Source organism: bacterium (assembly GCA_023150945.1).
Classification (GTDB): domain Bacteria; phylum Zhuqueibacterota; class Zhuqueibacteria; order Zhuqueibacterales; family Zhuqueibacteraceae; genus Coneutiohabitans.
This window is the reverse complement of sequence record JAKLJX010000012.1, coordinates 116,865-132,268: the sequence shown is the minus strand read 5'-3', so window position 1 is coordinate 132,268 and position 15,404 is coordinate 116,865. Positions and strand designations below refer to the sequence as shown.

20 protein-coding genes are annotated in these 15,404 nt (G+C 60.0%); 2 read left to right on the top strand and 18 right to left on the bottom strand.

Annotated features, from left to right (window positions below; genetic code table 11):
* Positions 1 to 49: 49 nt before the first annotated feature.
* On the bottom strand, positions 50 to 691 hold the full coding sequence (locus L6R21_16440; protein ID MCK6560784.1) for a class I SAM-dependent methyltransferase: 642 nt from the start codon (positions 689 to 691) through the stop codon (positions 50 to 52).
* Entirely contained in the window at positions 672 to 1,361 is a 690-nt protein-coding gene (gene trmB, locus L6R21_16435; protein MCK6560783.1) for a tRNA (guanosine(46)-N7)-methyltransferase TrmB, read from the bottom strand. Before trmB ends, L6R21_16440 begins: the two co-directional genes overlap by 20 nt.
* Positions 1,362 to 1,585: 224 nt before the next feature.
* Here trmB and L6R21_16430 point away from each other — a divergent pair, with 224 nt between their 5' ends.
* Positions 1,586 to 2,695 (top strand): T9SS type A sorting domain-containing protein, encoded by a 1,110-nt coding sequence (locus tag L6R21_16430; protein ID MCK6560782.1) that lies wholly within the window; start codon positions 1,586 to 1,588, stop codon positions 2,693 to 2,695.
* Positions 2,696 to 2,833: 138 nt separating this feature from the next.
* Here L6R21_16430 and L6R21_16425 read toward each other — a convergent pair whose 3' ends face one another.
* From L6R21_16425 to L6R21_16415, 3 genes are all read right to left on the bottom strand, one after another.
* Positions 2,834 to 4,681 (bottom strand): PDZ domain-containing protein, encoded by a 1,848-nt coding sequence (locus tag L6R21_16425; protein MCK6560781.1) that lies wholly within the window; start codon positions 4,679 to 4,681, stop codon positions 2,834 to 2,836.
* Between the two features lie 39 nt (positions 4,682 to 4,720).
* Positions 4,721 to 6,268 (bottom strand): ABC transporter substrate-binding protein/permease, encoded by a 1,548-nt coding sequence (locus L6R21_16420; protein ID MCK6560780.1) that lies wholly within the window; start codon positions 6,266 to 6,268, stop codon positions 4,721 to 4,723.
* A 95-nt stretch (positions 6,269 to 6,363) separates the two neighbouring features.
* Positions 6,364 to 7,137, bottom strand: coding sequence for an amino acid ABC transporter ATP-binding protein (locus L6R21_16415; protein MCK6560779.1), 774 nt, complete (start codon positions 7,135 to 7,137; stop codon positions 6,364 to 6,366).
* A 32-nt stretch (positions 7,138 to 7,169) separates the two neighbouring features.
* Between L6R21_16415 and L6R21_16410 the strand changes: the two genes are divergently transcribed.
* Positions 7,170 to 7,379 carry a hypothetical protein gene (locus L6R21_16410; GenBank protein MCK6560778.1) on the top strand — a complete coding sequence of 70 codons (210 nt, stop codon included), beginning with the start codon at positions 7,170 to 7,172 and terminating at the stop codon, positions 7,377 to 7,379.
* Between the two features lie 309 nt (positions 7,380 to 7,688).
* Here L6R21_16410 and L6R21_16405 read toward each other — a convergent pair whose 3' ends face one another.
* The 13 genes from L6R21_16405 to L6R21_16345 all read right to left on the bottom strand — a co-directional run bounded on the left by L6R21_16405 (position 7,689) and on the right by L6R21_16345 (position 15,395).
* On the bottom strand, positions 7,689 to 8,045 hold the full coding sequence (locus L6R21_16405; protein ID MCK6560777.1) for a carboxymuconolactone decarboxylase family protein: 357 nt from the start codon (positions 8,043 to 8,045) through the stop codon (positions 7,689 to 7,691).
* A gap of 255 nt (positions 8,046 to 8,300) precedes the next feature.
* Positions 8,301 to 8,912 carry a nucleotidyltransferase family protein gene (locus tag L6R21_16400; GenBank protein MCK6560776.1) on the bottom strand — a complete coding sequence of 204 codons (612 nt, stop codon included), beginning with the start codon at positions 8,910 to 8,912 and terminating at the stop codon, positions 8,301 to 8,303.
* Positions 8,909 to 9,655: an XdhC family protein gene (locus L6R21_16395; GenBank protein ID MCK6560775.1), complete on the bottom strand. Its 747-nt coding sequence runs from the start codon at positions 9,653 to 9,655 to the stop codon at positions 8,909 to 8,911. The genes L6R21_16400 and L6R21_16395 overlap by 4 nt, the downstream gene beginning before the upstream one ends.
* Positions 9,648 to 9,962: an XdhC family protein gene (locus L6R21_16390; protein ID MCK6560774.1), complete on the bottom strand. Its 315-nt coding sequence runs from the start codon at positions 9,960 to 9,962 to the stop codon at positions 9,648 to 9,650. The genes L6R21_16395 and L6R21_16390 overlap by 8 nt, the downstream gene beginning before the upstream one ends.
* Entirely contained in the window at positions 9,962 to 11,401 is a 1,440-nt protein-coding gene (gene gatA / locus L6R21_16385; protein ID MCK6560773.1) for an Asp-tRNA(Asn)/Glu-tRNA(Gln) amidotransferase subunit GatA, read from the bottom strand. The genes L6R21_16390 and gatA overlap by 1 nt, the downstream gene beginning before the upstream one ends.
* A gap of 110 nt (positions 11,402 to 11,511) precedes the next feature.
* Positions 11,512 to 11,703 carry a twin-arginine translocase TatA/TatE family subunit gene (locus L6R21_16380; GenBank protein ID MCK6560772.1) on the bottom strand — a complete coding sequence of 64 codons (192 nt, stop codon included), beginning with the start codon at positions 11,701 to 11,703 and terminating at the stop codon, positions 11,512 to 11,514.
* Positions 11,704 to 11,745: 42 nt separating this feature from the next.
* Positions 11,746 to 11,970 (bottom strand): twin-arginine translocase TatA/TatE family subunit, encoded by a 225-nt coding sequence (gene tatA / locus L6R21_16375; protein MCK6560771.1) that lies wholly within the window; start codon positions 11,968 to 11,970, stop codon positions 11,746 to 11,748.
* Positions 11,971 to 12,006: 36 nt separating this feature from the next.
* Entirely contained in the window at positions 12,007 to 12,276 is a 270-nt protein-coding gene (locus tag L6R21_16370; protein ID MCK6560770.1) for a DUF4321 domain-containing protein, read from the bottom strand.
* Between the two features lie 46 nt (positions 12,277 to 12,322).
* Positions 12,323 to 13,012 (bottom strand): phosphoribosylformylglycinamidine synthase subunit PurQ, encoded by a 690-nt coding sequence (gene purQ / locus L6R21_16365; GenBank protein MCK6560769.1) that lies wholly within the window; start codon positions 13,010 to 13,012, stop codon positions 12,323 to 12,325.
* Between the two features lie 6 nt (positions 13,013 to 13,018).
* A complete protein-coding gene (gene purS / locus L6R21_16360) occupies positions 13,019 to 13,261 on the bottom strand; it encodes a phosphoribosylformylglycinamidine synthase subunit PurS (GenBank protein MCK6560768.1) in 243 nt (80 codons plus the stop codon).
* 23 nt (positions 13,262 to 13,284) lie between these two features.
* Entirely contained in the window at positions 13,285 to 14,028 is a 744-nt protein-coding gene (gene pssA, locus L6R21_16355; protein ID MCK6560767.1) for a CDP-diacylglycerol--serine O-phosphatidyltransferase, read from the bottom strand.
* A complete protein-coding gene (locus L6R21_16350; GenBank protein ID MCK6560766.1) occupies positions 14,018 to 14,671 on the bottom strand; it encodes a phosphatidylserine decarboxylase family protein in 654 nt (217 codons plus the stop codon). Before L6R21_16350 ends, pssA begins: the two co-directional genes overlap by 11 nt.
* A gap of 1 nt (position 14,672) precedes the next feature.
* Complete coding sequence (locus L6R21_16345) at positions 14,673 to 15,395, bottom strand: hypothetical protein (protein ID MCK6560765.1); 723 nt, start codon at positions 15,393 to 15,395, stop codon at positions 14,673 to 14,675.
* Positions 15,396 to 15,404 lie beyond the last annotated feature (9 nt).

Below are 15,404 nucleotides of genomic sequence, written 5' to 3'. Positions count from 1 at the left end.
TGTGAGCGCCGCAGAAACTCCTGCAGTAGATACGGCTTTCACCGCGGCTTCAAACGCGGCGATGATAGACTTGCACCGCCCAAATCAGCGTTCGCTCGTCAAACTCCTTTTCAAAACCTTGCGCGCGGATCAACTCTTCGATTTGTCCGGGCGGGTGATAGTAGGGATGGAATTTGATGCGCAACAGTTTCAATCCGACGAGGAGCAAGCGAAAGGCCAGCTTGGCGAAACGGCTTGGGCGCGGATAGCTCACCGCAAACAACTGGCGTGTCTTGGCCGCCGCAGCGGCAATGAGCGGCTGCGCTTCAGGGTAGCAACAAATCACCTTGTCGAGAATCGTGATATCCGCCGCAGCCAGGCTTTCCTGCAGGTCGAGGAAATCCCCTTGTTGATAGCGGGTGCGCTGATGCAGCCTCAACTCCGCCGCGAGCTGGCGCGCCGCGGCAATCATTTTCTCCGAAATGTCAATGCCGGTGGCGGCGGCGGCGCCGTCTTGCAGCAAGGTCAGATGCAGCGCGCCCACACCGCAACCGATCTCGAGAATGTCGGAAGGCGTCAGACCGCTGCGTCGAATGCCTTGGACCAGCAGCCTTTGTTCCACCCGCAGCCCGCGCCGCTTGAAGCGCCGCAACATGCTGCCGGCCTGGGTGTTGAAGAATTTGTTGGTACTTTCAAGTGTGCAGCAGTTCATTGCGGATTTTCTCGGGTTGAGGAAGCGGCGCCAGTTGGAAACACGCGTATTTGATGGTTCTGCCGGCAGCGAGATGGCGGCGCTCATAGGTCGTTTGAATGCGCAGGAGCTCGTCATCGCTGGTATGTTGATAGACGTCGGGAATCGCCGTGAGGATGAGGCCGCTTTCCGCCGGCACGGTTTTCAGCGTGAAGGCAAACAGGCCGGGATCATCGGTTTTGAGATGAATCCGGCCGAAGGGCGGCAGCAGCGCGCGGTACTTCTGCAGAAAACGCGGCGCGGTCAGGCGCTTTTTGGCTTTGGTGTTTTCAGTATGGGGATCGGGAAAGGTGATCCAAATCTCGTTCACTTCCTGCGGGGCGAAGAACTCCGTGAGATTCTCGATATGCCCGCGCAGAAAGGCCGCATTCGCCAGATTTTCCTGCAGCGCGATCTTCGCGCCGGTCCACAAGCGCGCGCCCTTGGCATCCACGCCGATGAAATTCCTCTCCGGGAAACGGCGGGCGAGCGCAATGGTGTACTCGCCCTTGCCGCAAGCGAGCTCGAGGGTGATGGCATGCTCGTTCTTGAAACAGCGCTCGTGCCATCGCCCTTTCAGGTCAAGCGGATGATAAAAGACATTGGGAAAAGTGGCCAGCTCGGCAAACCGGCGCAGTTTTTTTCTCGACATGGCTGTTCACCAAAGCAGCGCCAGCAATCGCGGCGGACGCAAAAAGGGAGCACAAACCGGAACGAATCCGGCGTGACATAGATCAAATGATCTATTTTGCATTTGACCAGGCGATATTTGACCTTCCAACTCAACTTTTTTCCAAAGGCCTGCGTATGATACCGGCAGTTGCAGCGCCGGTGTGCGGCGCCACTTGCAGTCTCATCACATTCTCGGAGAACAGGATGAAAACAGGATTACGACACACTTTGCTTACGCTGTCCGCAGTTCTGCTGACGACCTCGCTGGCCTCGGCACAGATCACCATCACGTCGAGCGATCTGCTGGGGCTGATCGGCAAGTCGCAGGCATTCGATTATGACACCACGGGCAGCGTGATCGTCAACGTCGGCGCGGCCGGCGCGAATCAAACGTGGGATTTTCGCAATATCGTGTTGCAGGCGGACAGAGTCATCAATCAATTCGTGTCGCCGCAGGCAACGCCGTTTGCCGGTCAATATCCTCAAGCCAATCTGGCGCAAAAAACCACCATGCCCTCAGAGCCGGGCGTCGAGTACTATCTGTATCTGCAAGTGGCCGCGGCGAACCTGCAGACACTGGGCTCGGGATTCGTGACGCCGGACACTGCCATCGCCGACGTCATGGGCAGCAGCGACATTGCTCCCCTGCCGTTGCAGTTGGGCACCAGTTGGAACGCAGTGGAATCCGACACCATCGGCGATCCAGCCTCCTTCGGGACCATCATCCGCTCGACGACCAACAACAGTGTCGATGCCTGGGGCCGGGTGCGGCTGCCGGTCGGTGACTTTGATTGCCTGCGCATTCGCGCCAACTCGCAAACCATCAGTCTCACTTACTTCGGTGGAACGCTGTTCCTGGCCGATACCACGGTCAGCATCGATTACTCCTGGGTTTCGCGCGGCAATTTCTTTGTCGCGCAGGCCACCAGCCAGGATGGTGAAACCAATCCCAATTTCACCAATGCTTCCTATTTCGGCCGCCTGGCCTCCTTGACCACCGCGGTGGCGGAAAACTCCGGCAACAGCAGCCAGCCGGCGAGTTTCGAGCTGGCGCAAAACTTTCCCAATCCCTTCAACCCGGAAACCACGATTTCATTCCGGATGGAACGGCCGGCTTTTGCAGAGCTGGAGATTTACAACTTGAAGGGTGAAAGAATCCGGACGCTGGTTTCAACTTCCCTGCCCGCGGGCACTCATGCCGTGCGCTGGAATGGCACGGATGATCGCGGCACGCGGCTGGCCAGCGGCGTTTACACATATCGTTTGAAAGCCGGTGAGGTTGTCAAAGCCAGAACCATGTTGCTCCTGAAGTAACGGATCGCCGGCTCATTCCGCGCGCCAACTGCGCATGACAAGGTTGCCCCGTTTCTCGCGATTCTGCTCGTGTCAACAGCACGCGCCGCGGGAAATGGGGCTTTTTTGTCGGCATTCGGCGGTGTTGCGCATTCATCTTCAATCTTCCCCTGCAACATAAGGCCGCCACCATGCCTCCCGCACGGCAGTCGCAGCCGGGTCTTCTTCCTCCACAACGTTTAGTTCATAAGACACCGGCGGCTGGCTCTGCAACACTGCCTCCAGCCGGCGAATGTTGCCACGCCGGGAAACCAGCAATACCACTTTCGCGCCAATGGCCTTGCGCGCGAGCAGGCTTTGCCAGTTTTCGGCCGTAACGGTTTGGTCATCGAGCGCCAGCCAGCGATCGCCCACTTCCAGGCCGGCTTGGGCGGCGCTGGAGCGATATCCCACTGCCGCCACCACGGCTTGCTTGTCCTGCTCCCGCACGCTTACGCCCAGGTAGGGCGCGTCGAGATTTGAAACCGTGTCGATCTTGATTCCCGCCAGCTTCAAATAGTCACCCACAGGCAGCTCGTGCGTGCCTTCAACGTAATCGCGCCGGAAAGCGCGCCAATCCAGCGCCGTCACCTCCGCGAGGCATTGCCAGAACTGTGCGCGGGTGAATCCCGGCTGGGGATGGCCGAAGCGCGCGAGCATGACGCGCATGACGTCATCGAGGCTGCGTTCGCCACGGCTTGCGCTGCGAATGCGCAGGTCCATGCACAAGGCCAGCAAATTGCCGTGAGAATAATATGAAAAATAAGTCTGGCCAAGATTGCCCTGCTCACCGTTGCCATAAGCCCACAGCCAGGTGTCGAGGCTGGCTTGATCAGCGCTGCGAAACCGCCAGCCGCTGCTCAGACGATATTCGCTCAGCAAATTCGCATACAGCCGCAACCATTTCCAGCGTGACCAGAGACCGGTGCGCAAGAGGGTGAGATAGCCGTAGTAATCGGTCCAGCCTTCGGCAATCCACAAACCGGTGGTGTGGACTTCGCGCGCGTAATCAAACGGTCCCAGCTCACGCGGGCGGATGCGCTTGACGTTCCACAAGTGAAAGAACTCATGCGCGGCGAATTCGAGATCGATGTCCTGCCGATGCAAACCGGAGTAACTGAACGACACCTCGTCGGCGCTGCGCAAATCGCCCAGGCGATGCGGCATGCCGATGCTGGTCGAGTTGAGATGTTCGAGACCGTAATATTGCGCGCGGGCATCAACGTGCCAGATGAAGACATACTCCTGAAACGGCGGCCCGCCCATCATCCGCATTTGCTCCGCGACGATCTTCGCCAGTTGCCGCGCGAAAGCGTGAACCCGCGCACTGTCCTCTTCGCCGTGCACCGCCAGCCGGAATTGCGCTCCCGCTAAGGTGAAACGCGCTTCCAGAAAATTCCCGATTTCCAGGGGCGCGTCGATGAATTCATCATAATCGCGCGCCTGAAAGGTGGAGTCATTCACCGCGCTCAAGCCGGTGGCGATGCGCCAGCCGCGCAATTGCTCGACGCGCAGGCGCACCGGCCGCGCCGGCTGATTGACGGCATACATGAAAACTTGCGGACCAAACACCTGCGCGTGTTCCTCGTTGAACTCGCTTTCGGTGTCGCCGAGAATATTGGCAAAGACACGATAGCGAATCGTGGTTTTTCCGCTGCCACTTGCGGTCGTGACGCGCCAGGTCTGCTTGTCGATTTTGGTGAAAGGCAGCGGCCGGCCGGCGGCATCGACGGCGGCAAAGTCCTGCACAAATTTGGCGTAGTTCGCGATCTGATAAGATCCCGGCGCCCAAGCCGGCAGGCTGAAATCCTGAGGCGGCGCTGCGGCCGGCGCGGTCAGCTCGATCTGCAGCAAATGCGCCTGTGGATCTTCCAGCCGCAGCCGGTACTCCCAAACTGGTTGGGCAAGAAGCGGCGCCAGTGCGCAGCAGGTGAAAAACGCGGCACAGACAAGAATGCGTTTCGTCATGGCAGTATCGTGTGGGAGAGTGCGGCGGTCAAGTGTTGCTCACGGGTTGGCGGCCGGCGCGGTGGCGCGTTTGTCCAGCGAGAATTTCCGTTCGGCCCAGCCTGCCAGACGCACGAACGGCAGGCCGATGAGAAAGTACATCACCGCCACCACCACGCCCAGGCCGAGGTAGTCGAAGTCGATGCCTGCCAGGCGCTGGTATTCGCGGGTCAACTCGACCATGGCGATGACGGAAACCACCGAAGAGTCTTTGATGAGAGAAATGAAATCATTGGTCACCGGCGGAATCACCAAGCGCAATGCCTGGGGAATGATGACGTGGCGCAGCGCCTGCCAGCGCGTCATGCCCAGGGCGAGCGCGGCCTCCATCTGGCTGCGGGGAATCGAGAGGATGCCGGCGCGATAGTTTTCGGCTTCATAGGCGGCGTAGTTCAGCGCCAGGCCGGCGACCGCCGCCACCACCGGCGAAAGCTTGACGCCGATGAGCTGGGGCAGCGCGTAGTAGATGAACAGCAACTGCACCAGCAGCGGCGTGCCGCGCACTGCTTCGATGTAGAACGTTGCGAGGAATGAAAACGGCTGCATCGCATAAAGCCGCAGCAACGAGAGCAGCAGGCCGAACAGGATCGCCAGAATCATGGAGGAGAGCGAAAGCCCGATGGTGACCATCGCCGCTTTGAGCAGCAGGGGCAGGTATTTGACGCGATACTGCTCCAGCTTGTCCTGCCAGGTGCGTTCCAGGCGGTTGGTGCGCAGGAAGGCCTGCCAGGCCTCGGGCTGCACGTTGGAAGCTTGGCGATCGTTGAAGAACGCTGCCAGCCGCGGCGTCCACAAGTTCCAGCGCTGATAAATTGCGCGCAAGGTGCCGTTGGCGGTCAATTCTTCCAGGGCGCGATTGATTTCATGCAGCAGCGCGGTGTCTTCTTTGCGCAGGCCAATGCCGTATTTCATCTCGCCGATGGGATCGCCGACGAGTTTCAGTTTGGGATTGGTGGCGCCGTAGTACAGCGCAATGGGATGGTCCATCAGCACGGCATCGAGGCGGCCCAGGGCGAGATCTTCATACGCGGTGATCTGGCCGTCGTAGGAACGAATCTCGATGCCGGGATGGGACTGCAGGATGCGCTCGGCCAGCGAGGCCTTCAAGGTGCCGACGATCCTGCCGCTGCAATCTTGCAGGCTGTTGAGATCATAGGTGTCCTTGCGCACCGTCAATTGCTCGAAGGTGACGTAGTAGGGCATGGAGAAATTGATCTCCTGCTCGCGGTCCGGTGTGATCTCCAGGCCGTTGACAACAATGTCATAGTTGTCGATGCGCAAGCCGGGCACCAGGCCGTCCCACTGGTTTTGCACGAACACCGGTTCGCGCTGCAATTGCGCGGCCAGCGCGGCGACCAGATCCACTTCGAATCCCAGCATGCGGCTGGGATCCTCGCGGTCGGGAAAGATGAAGGGCGCGCCGCCTTCCGCATCCGCGCCCCAGCGCAACGGCGGATTGGCCGGGGTTTGGGCCGGCAGCAGCCGCGGCGCAACCAGGTTGAGCAGACAGAGCAGAATATTGAGCAGGAAAACCGGGGTCTTGTTCATGAGTCGGTGTTGTTGGCGTCGGCTGAGAGAGGGATTTCGTTGGATGATTGCCGGCGAAACGCAGACAGCATTATCACGGCAGCCGGCGTCGGTGCTCACAAGTACTTTCGCAAAAACTTGCGTGTGCGTTCGTCGCCGGGCGCAGAAAAGATCCGGCTGGGCGGCCCGCTTTCGACGATGTTGCCGCCTTCGAAGTAAACCACCTTGTCGGCGACATCGCGGGCGAAGCGCATTTCGTGCGTGACCACGATTTGCGTCATGCCCTCCTCGTCGAGCTGCTTCATCACGTTCAGCACTTCATCGACCAGACCGGGATCGAGCGCGGAGGTCGGCTCATCGTACAGCATCACCTGCGGCTCCATGGCGAGCGCGCGGGCGATGGCAGCGCGCTGCTGTTGCCCGCCGGAGAGTTGGGAGGGATAGTGGTTCGCATGCGAGGCCAGCCCGACTTTGCCGAGCAAGTCCAGGGCGCGGGCTTTGGCGGTGGCCTCCGTAAGGCCCTTCACCACCATCGGCGGCCGCATGACGTTTTCCAGCGTGGTGAGATGGGGAAAGAGATTGAAGCTCTGAAACACCATGCCGACGTTGGTGCGCAGCGTGCGCGTCTTGGCGTGAAAGTCATTGCTCAGCGCTTGCGACTTGTGCCGGCGCTCGAGCGTTATGCCGCCAATGGTGATGCGGCCTTGATCCATCACTTCCAGGCAATTCAAGCAGCGCAGAAAGGTCGATTTGCCGCAACCGGAAGGCCCGATGAGCACGGTCAGCTCGCGGGCTTCCACCTGCAAATCGACGCCCCGCAACACCTGATTGTGATGGAAGGATTTGTGCAGATCAGTGACGGAAATGACCACGGGATTGGTGGACGACATGCACACACTCCTGCAAGTCTGGTAATCGAATCATGAATGAAACAGCGAGAAAAGGCGCGCGCAACCAGGCGCAGCAGACTATGCCAGATTTCAGACAAGCTGAAATTCAAAGCCCTGCGAGCAGCATTGAACCCGACGAGTGGCCTGTTGCCTTGATCTGTATAGCCACCATGAATGTCATCCGGCAGGGATCCTGTGAAGATTTGAGCACGGCGCCAAGTACGTCACAAGATTCTTTTTGAATGACACTCGGAATCGCTTATGCAAATCAAAGTAACAAAGCACTAGTTTGAGACACCACCAAGCCACCCCAAAAAGCTTGATGTCATGACTTCTGCTTTTTCGTGCCTTCGTATCTCACAGCCGTTTTCAATTGCATAAAAAGGTTTGTAGTCGCCGACCCTTGTGGGCGGCTGTTGCAGCCAATGGATTCGCGGTTGCAACAGCGGCCCCACGAGGGGGCAGGACTACGAACCTACACACGCATTTGAAAAATGCTGTAGTGGCCAAGAATCTTTCAGAATCTTGTTCTGATTTGAAGCGCCAGACATCTAGCGGGATTCCGTCTCCGCGTAAAGCTGCTCGAGCATCTCAAAGGCATAGCGCAGATGGGGAATGACGATCGAGCCGCCCACAATCAAGGCAATGTTCATGGCTTCATGCATCTCTGCGCGCGTGGCGCCTTCGCTCACGCAGCGGTCGAGATGGTAGAAGATGCAATCGTTGCAGCGCAACACCATGCTGGCCACCAGCCCCATCATCTCCTTGTGCTTGGCGGACAGCGCGCCGGCCAGATAAGCCTTGTTGTCGAGCGCGAAAAACTTCTTGTAATCATTGAAGCCGCTGTTCAGAATCTTTTCGTTCATCGCCGCACGGTATTGGCGCGTTTTGGTGACTTTGGCCTCCATCGCCGGTCCTTTCTGGAAAGTTCTTTCGCCGCTGCGCGCGGCCGATTCATGCCCAACTGAGTGAATTGCAGACTGATGGGTGATGCCCGGGGCTGGTGTGGTGTTACTCTCATCTGCCTGGCTGGCCCCTTTGACCTGTCATTCAGTAGGAATCTTGCAGAGAAAGCGGCACGGCGCCCAGGTCTTCACGGAATTCTTGCAGAATGACAGCGCTAGCGGAAGTACTTTTCACGGCAACCAAGAACTAATGCACTGTCACCCTCGCCCGATTTCCGCCCAGCGCAGACAAACAAGCTCGTAGGCTGCCGGCGTATCAACATCACACAAGATATGATCCACCGGCATTTCGACCTCGAGCACGGCTTGCGAATGGGCGGCCAAGATCGTCCTGCCGCCGGCATCGCCGGTGAGCGCCAGCAATTCGCGTTCATGCACGCGATCGAATACCACGGGATGGCCGCGGCGGCCGGCATGAACCGGCACTGCGATGGAACAATCCCGGCGGCGAGTAAATGACTGCAGCAAGAGATTCACTTCCGCGGCCGTGACCAGCGGAACATCGGCCAGCGAAATCAAAAAGGCCTGCGCGGCTGTGGAAGCCGCCCGCACACCGGCAACGATCGCGGTCGACAGTCCGCCGGCATAGTCCGGATTGAAAACGAAATTCACCGCGCGGCCGGACAACGCGCCCTGCACCAGCTCCGCCTGATGTCCGACCACCACCAGCACTTCGGCAATTTCGGCGGCCAGCAAGTGATCGACCGTGTGTGCGACAATGGTTTTGCCGCGGAGCGGCAGGAGCAGTTTGTTACTGCCCGGCATGCGCTGGGATATACCGGCAGCAAGCACCAGGGCGGAAACGTTCATGGCGCCGTTGCTTCTGCCGCCGGGGCAAGCCGGCGCCGCGCAATGATCTCCGCCATGATGCTGACCGCAATCTCAGCGGGCGTGGCCGCGCCGAGGTTCAAACCAATGGGCGCATGCACGCGGCTGAGCTGTTCTTCCGGCACGCCCGCTTCCCGCAACCGGCGAAAGCGCTTTTCGCGGGTCTTGCGGCTGCCCAGCACGCCGAGATAGGCGGGTTGATAACGCAGGGCGGTGATGACGGCAGGATCATCGAGTTTGGGATCATGGGTCAAAACCACGACGCAGGTGTTGGCGTCAATGCCGATTTCGGTCAGCGCCGGTTCCGGCCAGCCGCGCACGATTTGATCGACATGGGGAAACCGTTCCGCCGTGGCAAATTGGCCGCGCGGATCGACCAGAATCACGCGAAAGTCCAGGGTGTGCGCGAGGTGCACCAGCGGCACGGCGATATGAACCGCGCCGACGATGATCAGCTTGGGCGGCGGCATGCACGTTTCCAGAAAAAGCTCGAGATCACGGAATCGCACCAACTCGCAGTTTTCCCGCTCGAAGAACGGCAGCGCCACCTGCCGCACAAAGGCAATCACCTCCGGATCCGTGAGCGAACCCTGGCATTCGCCGCTGCGGGTGAGGAGCGCATGCCGTCCGAGCAGCGCAGCCTCGCCGCGCGTGACCGTGACGAGCACCAACACTTCACCGGCAGCGAGACGATTTTGGCAGGTTTCGAGCAAGGCTTTATCCATGCAACGGCTCGACAAAGATTTCGAGTTTTCCGCCACAGGTGAGGCCGACGCTCCAGGCCGTTTCGTCGGCAACGCCGAACTCCAGCCGTCGCGGAATTCCGGTTTTGATGACCTGCTGCGCTTCGGCGATCACGGCCGCTTCGACGCAGCCGCCGCTCACCGAGCCGGTGAATTCACCGTTGGCGGCAATGGCCATGCGGCTGCCCGCCGGCCGCGGGGCCGAGCCCCAGGTTTTGATGACGGTCGCGATGGCAGCCGGAATGCCCTGGCTGTGCCAGCGCAGCAATTCAGGAATGATATCTCGCATCAGGATGGCTCGTTGATACCGGTATGTTCCAGATAATGCGCGAGGCGAAACAGCGTGGCTTCTGCAAAGGCCGGGGCGGCCAGTTGCAGGCCGATGGGCAAGCCGGCGTTGTCTTTACCGGCCGGCAGCGAAATGCTCGGCACACCGGCGAGGTTCATGGAAACCGTGAAAATGTCGGAAAGATACATGGTGAGGGGATCATCCACCTTTTCACCGAGCCGAAAAGCAGTGGTGGGGGTGGTGGGCATGAGCAAAGCGTCGCACTGTTGAAAGGCTTGCTCGAAATCCTGGCGGATGAGGGTGCGCACTTTCATGGCGCGGCGATAGTAGGCCTCGTAGTAACCCGAGGACAGCACGTACGTGCCGAGCATGATGCGGCGCTTCACTTCCGCGCCGAAGCCCTGGCTGCGGCTGTTGACGTAAAGTTCTTCCAGTGAGGCAGACTCGCGCGCGCGCTGGCCGTAACGGGCGCCGTCATAGCGGCCGAGGTTGGAAGAAGCCTCCGCCGTGCAGATGACATAGTAGGTGGCGATCGCATATTTCGTATGCGGCAGGGAAACCTCTTTGAGCACCGCGCCGCCTGCCGCCAGCCGTTGTTTGGCGCGGCTGACAGCGGCAGCGATTTCCGGTTGCACGTCGTGGCTGAGATATTCGACCGGCAAGCCGATGGTTTTTCCGCGAACCGAGCCGTCGAGCAGAGTGCTGTATTCCGGCACCGGCACCGGCGCGGAAGTGGAATCGCGCGCATCGACGCCGGCAATGACTTCGAGCAACCGGGCCGCGTCCTCCACGCAGGTGGCAAGCGGGCCGGCTTGATCGAGTGAAGAGGCGAAGGCTGCCAATCCCCAACGTGAAACGCGGCCGTAGGTCGGCTTCAAACCCACCACGCCGGAGAATGCCGCGGGCTGGCGAATGGAACCGCCGGTGTCGGAACCGAGCGCCGCATGCACCAGACCCGCCGCCACCGCGGCCGCCGAGCCGCCGGAAGAACCGCCGGGCACGTGCGCCGGATTGACGGGATTCTTGACCGGCCCGAACGCCGAGTTTTCATTCGAGCTTCCCATGGCGAACTCGTCCATGTTGGTCTTGCCGATGATGATGGCATCGGCCTGTTCCAGGCGCTCGATTACCGTGGCATCGTAGGGAGAAACGAAATTCGCCAGCACGCGCGAGCCGCAGGTGAGGCGCTCGCCCTTGATCGCGAGAATGTCCTTGACCGCGACCAGACAGCCGGCGAGTTTGCCGGCTTTACCCTGCTGCAGACGGGCATCGATCTGCTGCGCCCGGCGGCGCGCCCGCTCCTCCAACACCGTGAGGAAAGCGTTCAGCGAAGTCGCCGCCGCGAGACGGGCAAGATGTTCTTCCACCAGGGCCGCGCAGGTTTGTTCTCTGCGGCGCAGTTTTTCTTGCAGCAGGCGAATGCTGGAGGTTTGGGTCATGGTAAACGATTACTGCAACGAAAAAAGGGGGAAAAGGCCGTGGGCCCGACTGGAACGGCCCGGCCGCGTGTTACAGCGCACAGGATGATCGGCCCCGCCGGGGGATGCGATCAATTGGGTTGGTTCGCTTGCGATTGCTGCTTGGGCGGCTCGATCTTGTCCTGCTCATCGGAACTGCTTGCCGCCTTCTTGAATTCCCGAATGCCCTGGCCGAGGCCGCGTGCTAGCTCCGGCAGCTTTTTCGCGCCAAACAGCACCAGAACGATGATCAGGATGACGATTAACTCTTGGGGGCCAGGCATGGCACACCTCCTAACAGGTCAACAACATCGATGGCTTGCGTGTCAAGACTCTTTGGGGGGAGATTTGCGCTCGCTCTCGCGCGGATAGCGCGTCTCCCGTTCGAGGTTGAGATTCAATTCCTGCTTGACCTCGTCGGCGGCGCGGCGGAACTCATTGATCCCCCGGCTGAGGCCGCGGGCCAATTCCGGCAGTTTCTTCGGGCCGAAGACCAGCAGCACGACGACGAGGATGACGAGCAACTCGCTCATTCCGATTTGGCCGAACATAAACTTTCTCCCTGCGGATTGGCAGGCCAATACAGCTCAGTTGAACACCCAGCGCAGCAGATAAACCGCCACGCCGATCCCGATCAACCCGATGACGTTGATATCGAAACTGACGCCGAGTGTCAATTTCACCACGGCGGCATCAAGCGTGAGCGGACCCACCGCCCAGGTGCCGTCCGCCAGGAAAAATTCCCGGGCCACGCCTGCCGGCATCAACAGGCCGATCAATTTCCCCAACAATGTGCCGATCGCGCCCCCCAGCAACACCATGAAAACGATGAAGCCAGCTTTTCGACGTGTGGGCACAGGCACTCCTTTTTCGTGGATGACTCGCGCGCGGTCGCCGCGGCGCTCAGGCGGCGTGCGCGGCGATGAGCGCTGCGAAGATGGCGGCGCCGGCAGTCGAGCCGAATACCGCTTCCGCGGCACGCTCGGGATGCGGCATCATGCCCATGACATTGCCGGCTGCATTCATGAGGCCGGCAATTCCCGCGGCTGAGCCGTTGGGATTGGCTGCCGGCGTGACTTGGCCGGCAGCGGTGCAGTAGCGAAACAGAATCTGACGGCGTTGTTCCAGGCGCGCCAGCGTTTCCGCATCCGCGAAGTAGTTGCCGTCGCCGTGCGCCACCGGCATTCTCAGCACGGCCGGTACGGGCGGGCGGGTGAAGCGGCTGGCAGCATTCTCCGAGCGCACATAAACGTTTCTCGAAACGAAACGCAGGTGGGCATTGCGCAGCAAGGCGCCGGGCAGCAGTCCGGCTTCGCAGAGAATTTGAAAACCGTTGCAAATGCCGACCACAATCCCGCCGGCGCGGGCAAAGGCAATCACTTCCTCCATCACCGGCGAGAAACGCGCGATGGCGCCGGTGCGGAGGTAATCGCCGTAGGAAAAGCCGCCCGGCAGAATCACCGCCTCCAGGCCGGTGAGATCGCGTTCCTTGTGCCAGATGAAGCGTGTTTCCTGGCGCAGCACATGCTTCAGGACATGATAACAGTCATGATCGCAATTCGAGCCGGGGAAGACGACAACGCCAAAGCGCATGGGCAATCACTCAACGATCGAGTAGCTGTAATTTTCCATGACGGGATTGGCCAGCAGTTTCCGGCAGGCTTCTTCCACCACCGCCGCCGCGCCGCCGTGATCGAGGCCGGCGAGCGAAATTTCGATCAATTTGCCGGTGCGGACTTCGGCCATGGCGGTGAATCCCAGCGTCTGCAGCGCATGGTGGATGGTTTTGCCCTGTGGGTCGAGAATGCCCTCTTTGAGGGTGATATGAATCAGAGCTTTCACGGCGAAGGGGCCTGCGAATTGGTTCAGCGTTTACTGATGGAAACGTCCGGCAAGGCTTCTTCTTCTTCTTCATCGCGGAAGCTGTTGCGCAAGGCGCGCGCGACCTGCATCAGAATGTAGGCGAGGGCCAGGGGAAACAAAGCTTGCGCGGGGAAGAGCAGAAAGGCGGACACGGCTACCACCAGCAGCACGAGTTTCAAGGTGTTTTGCCGGCCGCGGCGCAAAGAGAACTTGGGCAGCGCATCGAATTCGATGGTGGAGACCATCAGCGTCGATCCGATCAGGATCAGGGTGATGGTGAGGCCGGAGAATTGCACGGTGCCCCAGAGCTGGTGGCTGAAGATGACATAGGAGCTGATCAAACTGGCGCCGGCGGGAATCGGCATGCCCACGAAATTGTGCTTGTCCAGCAGGGACGCGGTGGTGTTGAAACGGGCCAGGCGAATGGCGCCGGCGGCCAAAGGCAGAAAGCAAACCATGACCCCCAGCAAGCCCAGCTCACTGAGCTGGGCGCGGTAAATCAAGAAGGCCGGTGCCACGCCGAAGGAGACCACATCGGCAAGCGAGTCAAACTCGATGCCGAAATCGGAGGAGGTGTGCAGCGCGCGAGCGATCTTGCCGTCCAAGACATCGCAGACCGCCGCGATGATGGTGAGCCACCCGCTGGTCACGTATTTGCCGTTGGCGGCAAATACGATGGCCAGAAAGCCGAGCAGCAGGTTGATCAGGGTCATGAGGTTCGGCGCCAATGCTTGTTTACGCAGCATTTTTGAATTCTCCGATGATGCTCTCCCCGGCCCGCACCTTTTCATTGAGGCGGACTTTGATTTCTGTGTCGAGAGGGAGATAAACTTCCATCCGTGAACCGAATTTGATTATGCCGAAGCGCTCGCCGCGCCGCACCTCCAAACCTTCGCGCACGTCGTACACGATGCGCCGCGCGATCAGCCCGGCAATCTGCTTGAACAACACCCTGCCCCACGGGGACTCAACGCCGATCACTGACTGCTCATTCTCGCTGGAAGCCTGGGGCAGCGAAGCGACGTGAAAACGGCCGCGGTGATACTGCACCAGCTTCACCGTGCCTTCCACCGGCACCCGATTGACATGCACGTTGAATACCGACAGGAAGATGCTGACCCGCCGCGCCCGCCCCTGCAGGAACAGCGGCTCCTCCACCTCGTCGATGCCAATGACTGTGCCATCGGCGGGTGAAACCACCTCGCCCTTGCCGTTCGGAATCACGCGCTCGGGGTCGCGGAAGAAAAAGACCGCCATCGCCGTTGTCGCCCAGCACAGCACGCTCAGGCCGCGGACGATGAAACCACCGCCGAGTGTACGATAAATGAGAGTCAGAAGCAAGGCTGTTATTGCCAAAGCCAGAACAATCGTCAAACCTTCTCGATGCACGTTACACCGCCGTTCTTTCGCGTCTGGTCAAAATGCGTTGACTGAGTATGCCGTATATTCTGCGCAGCGCCGCCATCTCCTGGCGCGCCTCCAAGAGATCATAATTCTCGCCGGTCGTGCGGTCGCGCAGATGGAAGGAAGCCAGCGACAGCTCGTCACCCAGCACGAGGCGGTTCTTGTAGCGGCCGAATTCCAGCCGGCACGCGGCCAGCACCAGGCCGCGGCGCTCAAAGTAACTGCTGAGCAGCGCCACAGCTTTGGCGGTCAGACGAACAAGCTGCTGCAACTCCTCCGATGAAAGCAGACCGAGCGACAGCAAATCCTTGCGATCAAGTGGAGTCTTCTTGGCGCTTTCGTCCTTCAGGAAATATTCCACCACCGGCGGCTGCAGCACCGTGCCTTCCTTAACCCCCAACCGCCGGGCCGTCGCCCCGCTCGCCACGCAGTGAGTCACGACCGCCAGGGCGATCATGTTGAGCTGGCGCACCAAAATCGCATCTCTGCCAGCCTCGGCCAGGAAGTGCGTAGCAACGTGGTAACCTTCCAGATAGCGAAAGAGCAGCGCCGAGATTTGGCTGTTGATTTCGCCCTTGTGCTCAACGACGCCGGCGGCCTCACCGGCCTCGTCCTTGAAAGCCAGGATGAGTTGCTCGGGATTGTCGGTTTCGAACAATGCCTTGGTCTTGCCCTCAAACAGTTTCCTCTTCTTCTTCGCGTTACTCATCCACACTCC

Bases quoted from the DNA above. Each gene is read 5' to 3' on its own strand.
- L6R21_16440 (MCK6560784.1), bottom strand. From the start codon at position 691: ATGAACTGCTGCACACTTGAAAGTACCAACAAATTCTTCAACACCCAG.
- trmB (MCK6560783.1), bottom strand. From the start codon at position 1,361: ATGTCGAGAAAAAAACTGCGCCGGTTTGCCGAGCTGGCCACTTTTCCC.
- L6R21_16430 (MCK6560782.1), top strand. From the start codon at position 1,586: ATGAAAACAGGATTACGACACACTTTGCTTACGCTGTCCGCAGTTCTG.
- L6R21_16425 (MCK6560781.1), bottom strand. From the start codon at position 4,681: ATGACGAAACGCATTCTTGTCTGTGCCGCGTTTTTCACCTGCTGCGCA.
- L6R21_16420 (MCK6560780.1), bottom strand. From the start codon at position 6,268: ATGAACAAGACCCCGGTTTTCCTGCTCAATATTCTGCTCTGTCTGCTC.
- L6R21_16415 (MCK6560779.1), bottom strand. From the start codon at position 7,137: ATGTCGTCCACCAATCCCGTGGTCATTTCCGTCACTGATCTGCACAAA.
- L6R21_16410 (MCK6560778.1), top strand. From the start codon at position 7,170: ATGAATGAAACAGCGAGAAAAGGCGCGCGCAACCAGGCGCAGCAGACT.
- L6R21_16405 (MCK6560777.1), bottom strand. From the start codon at position 8,045: ATGGAGGCCAAAGTCACCAAAACGCGCCAATACCGTGCGGCGATGAAC.
- L6R21_16400 (MCK6560776.1), bottom strand. From the start codon at position 8,912: ATGAACGTTTCCGCCCTGGTGCTTGCTGCCGGTATATCCCAGCGCATG.
- L6R21_16395 (MCK6560775.1), bottom strand. From the start codon at position 9,655: ATGGATAAAGCCTTGCTCGAAACCTGCCAAAATCGTCTCGCTGCCGGT.
- L6R21_16390 (MCK6560774.1), bottom strand. From the start codon at position 9,962: ATGCGAGATATCATTCCTGAATTGCTGCGCTGGCACAGCCAGGGCATT.
- gatA (MCK6560773.1), bottom strand. From the start codon at position 11,401: ATGACCCAAACCTCCAGCATTCGCCTGCTGCAAGAAAAACTGCGCCGC.
- L6R21_16380 (MCK6560772.1), bottom strand. From the start codon at position 11,703: ATGCCTGGCCCCCAAGAGTTAATCGTCATCCTGATCATCGTTCTGGTG.
- tatA (MCK6560771.1), bottom strand. From the start codon at position 11,970: ATGTTCGGCCAAATCGGAATGAGCGAGTTGCTCGTCATCCTCGTCGTC.
- purQ (MCK6560769.1), bottom strand. From the start codon at position 13,012: ATGCGCTTTGGCGTTGTCGTCTTCCCCGGCTCGAATTGCGATCATGAC.
- pssA (MCK6560767.1), bottom strand. From the start codon at position 14,028: ATGCTGCGTAAACAAGCATTGGCGCCGAACCTCATGACCCTGATCAAC.
- L6R21_16345 (MCK6560765.1), bottom strand. From the start codon at position 15,395: ATGAGTAACGCGAAGAAGAAGAGGAAACTGTTTGAGGGCAAGACCAAG.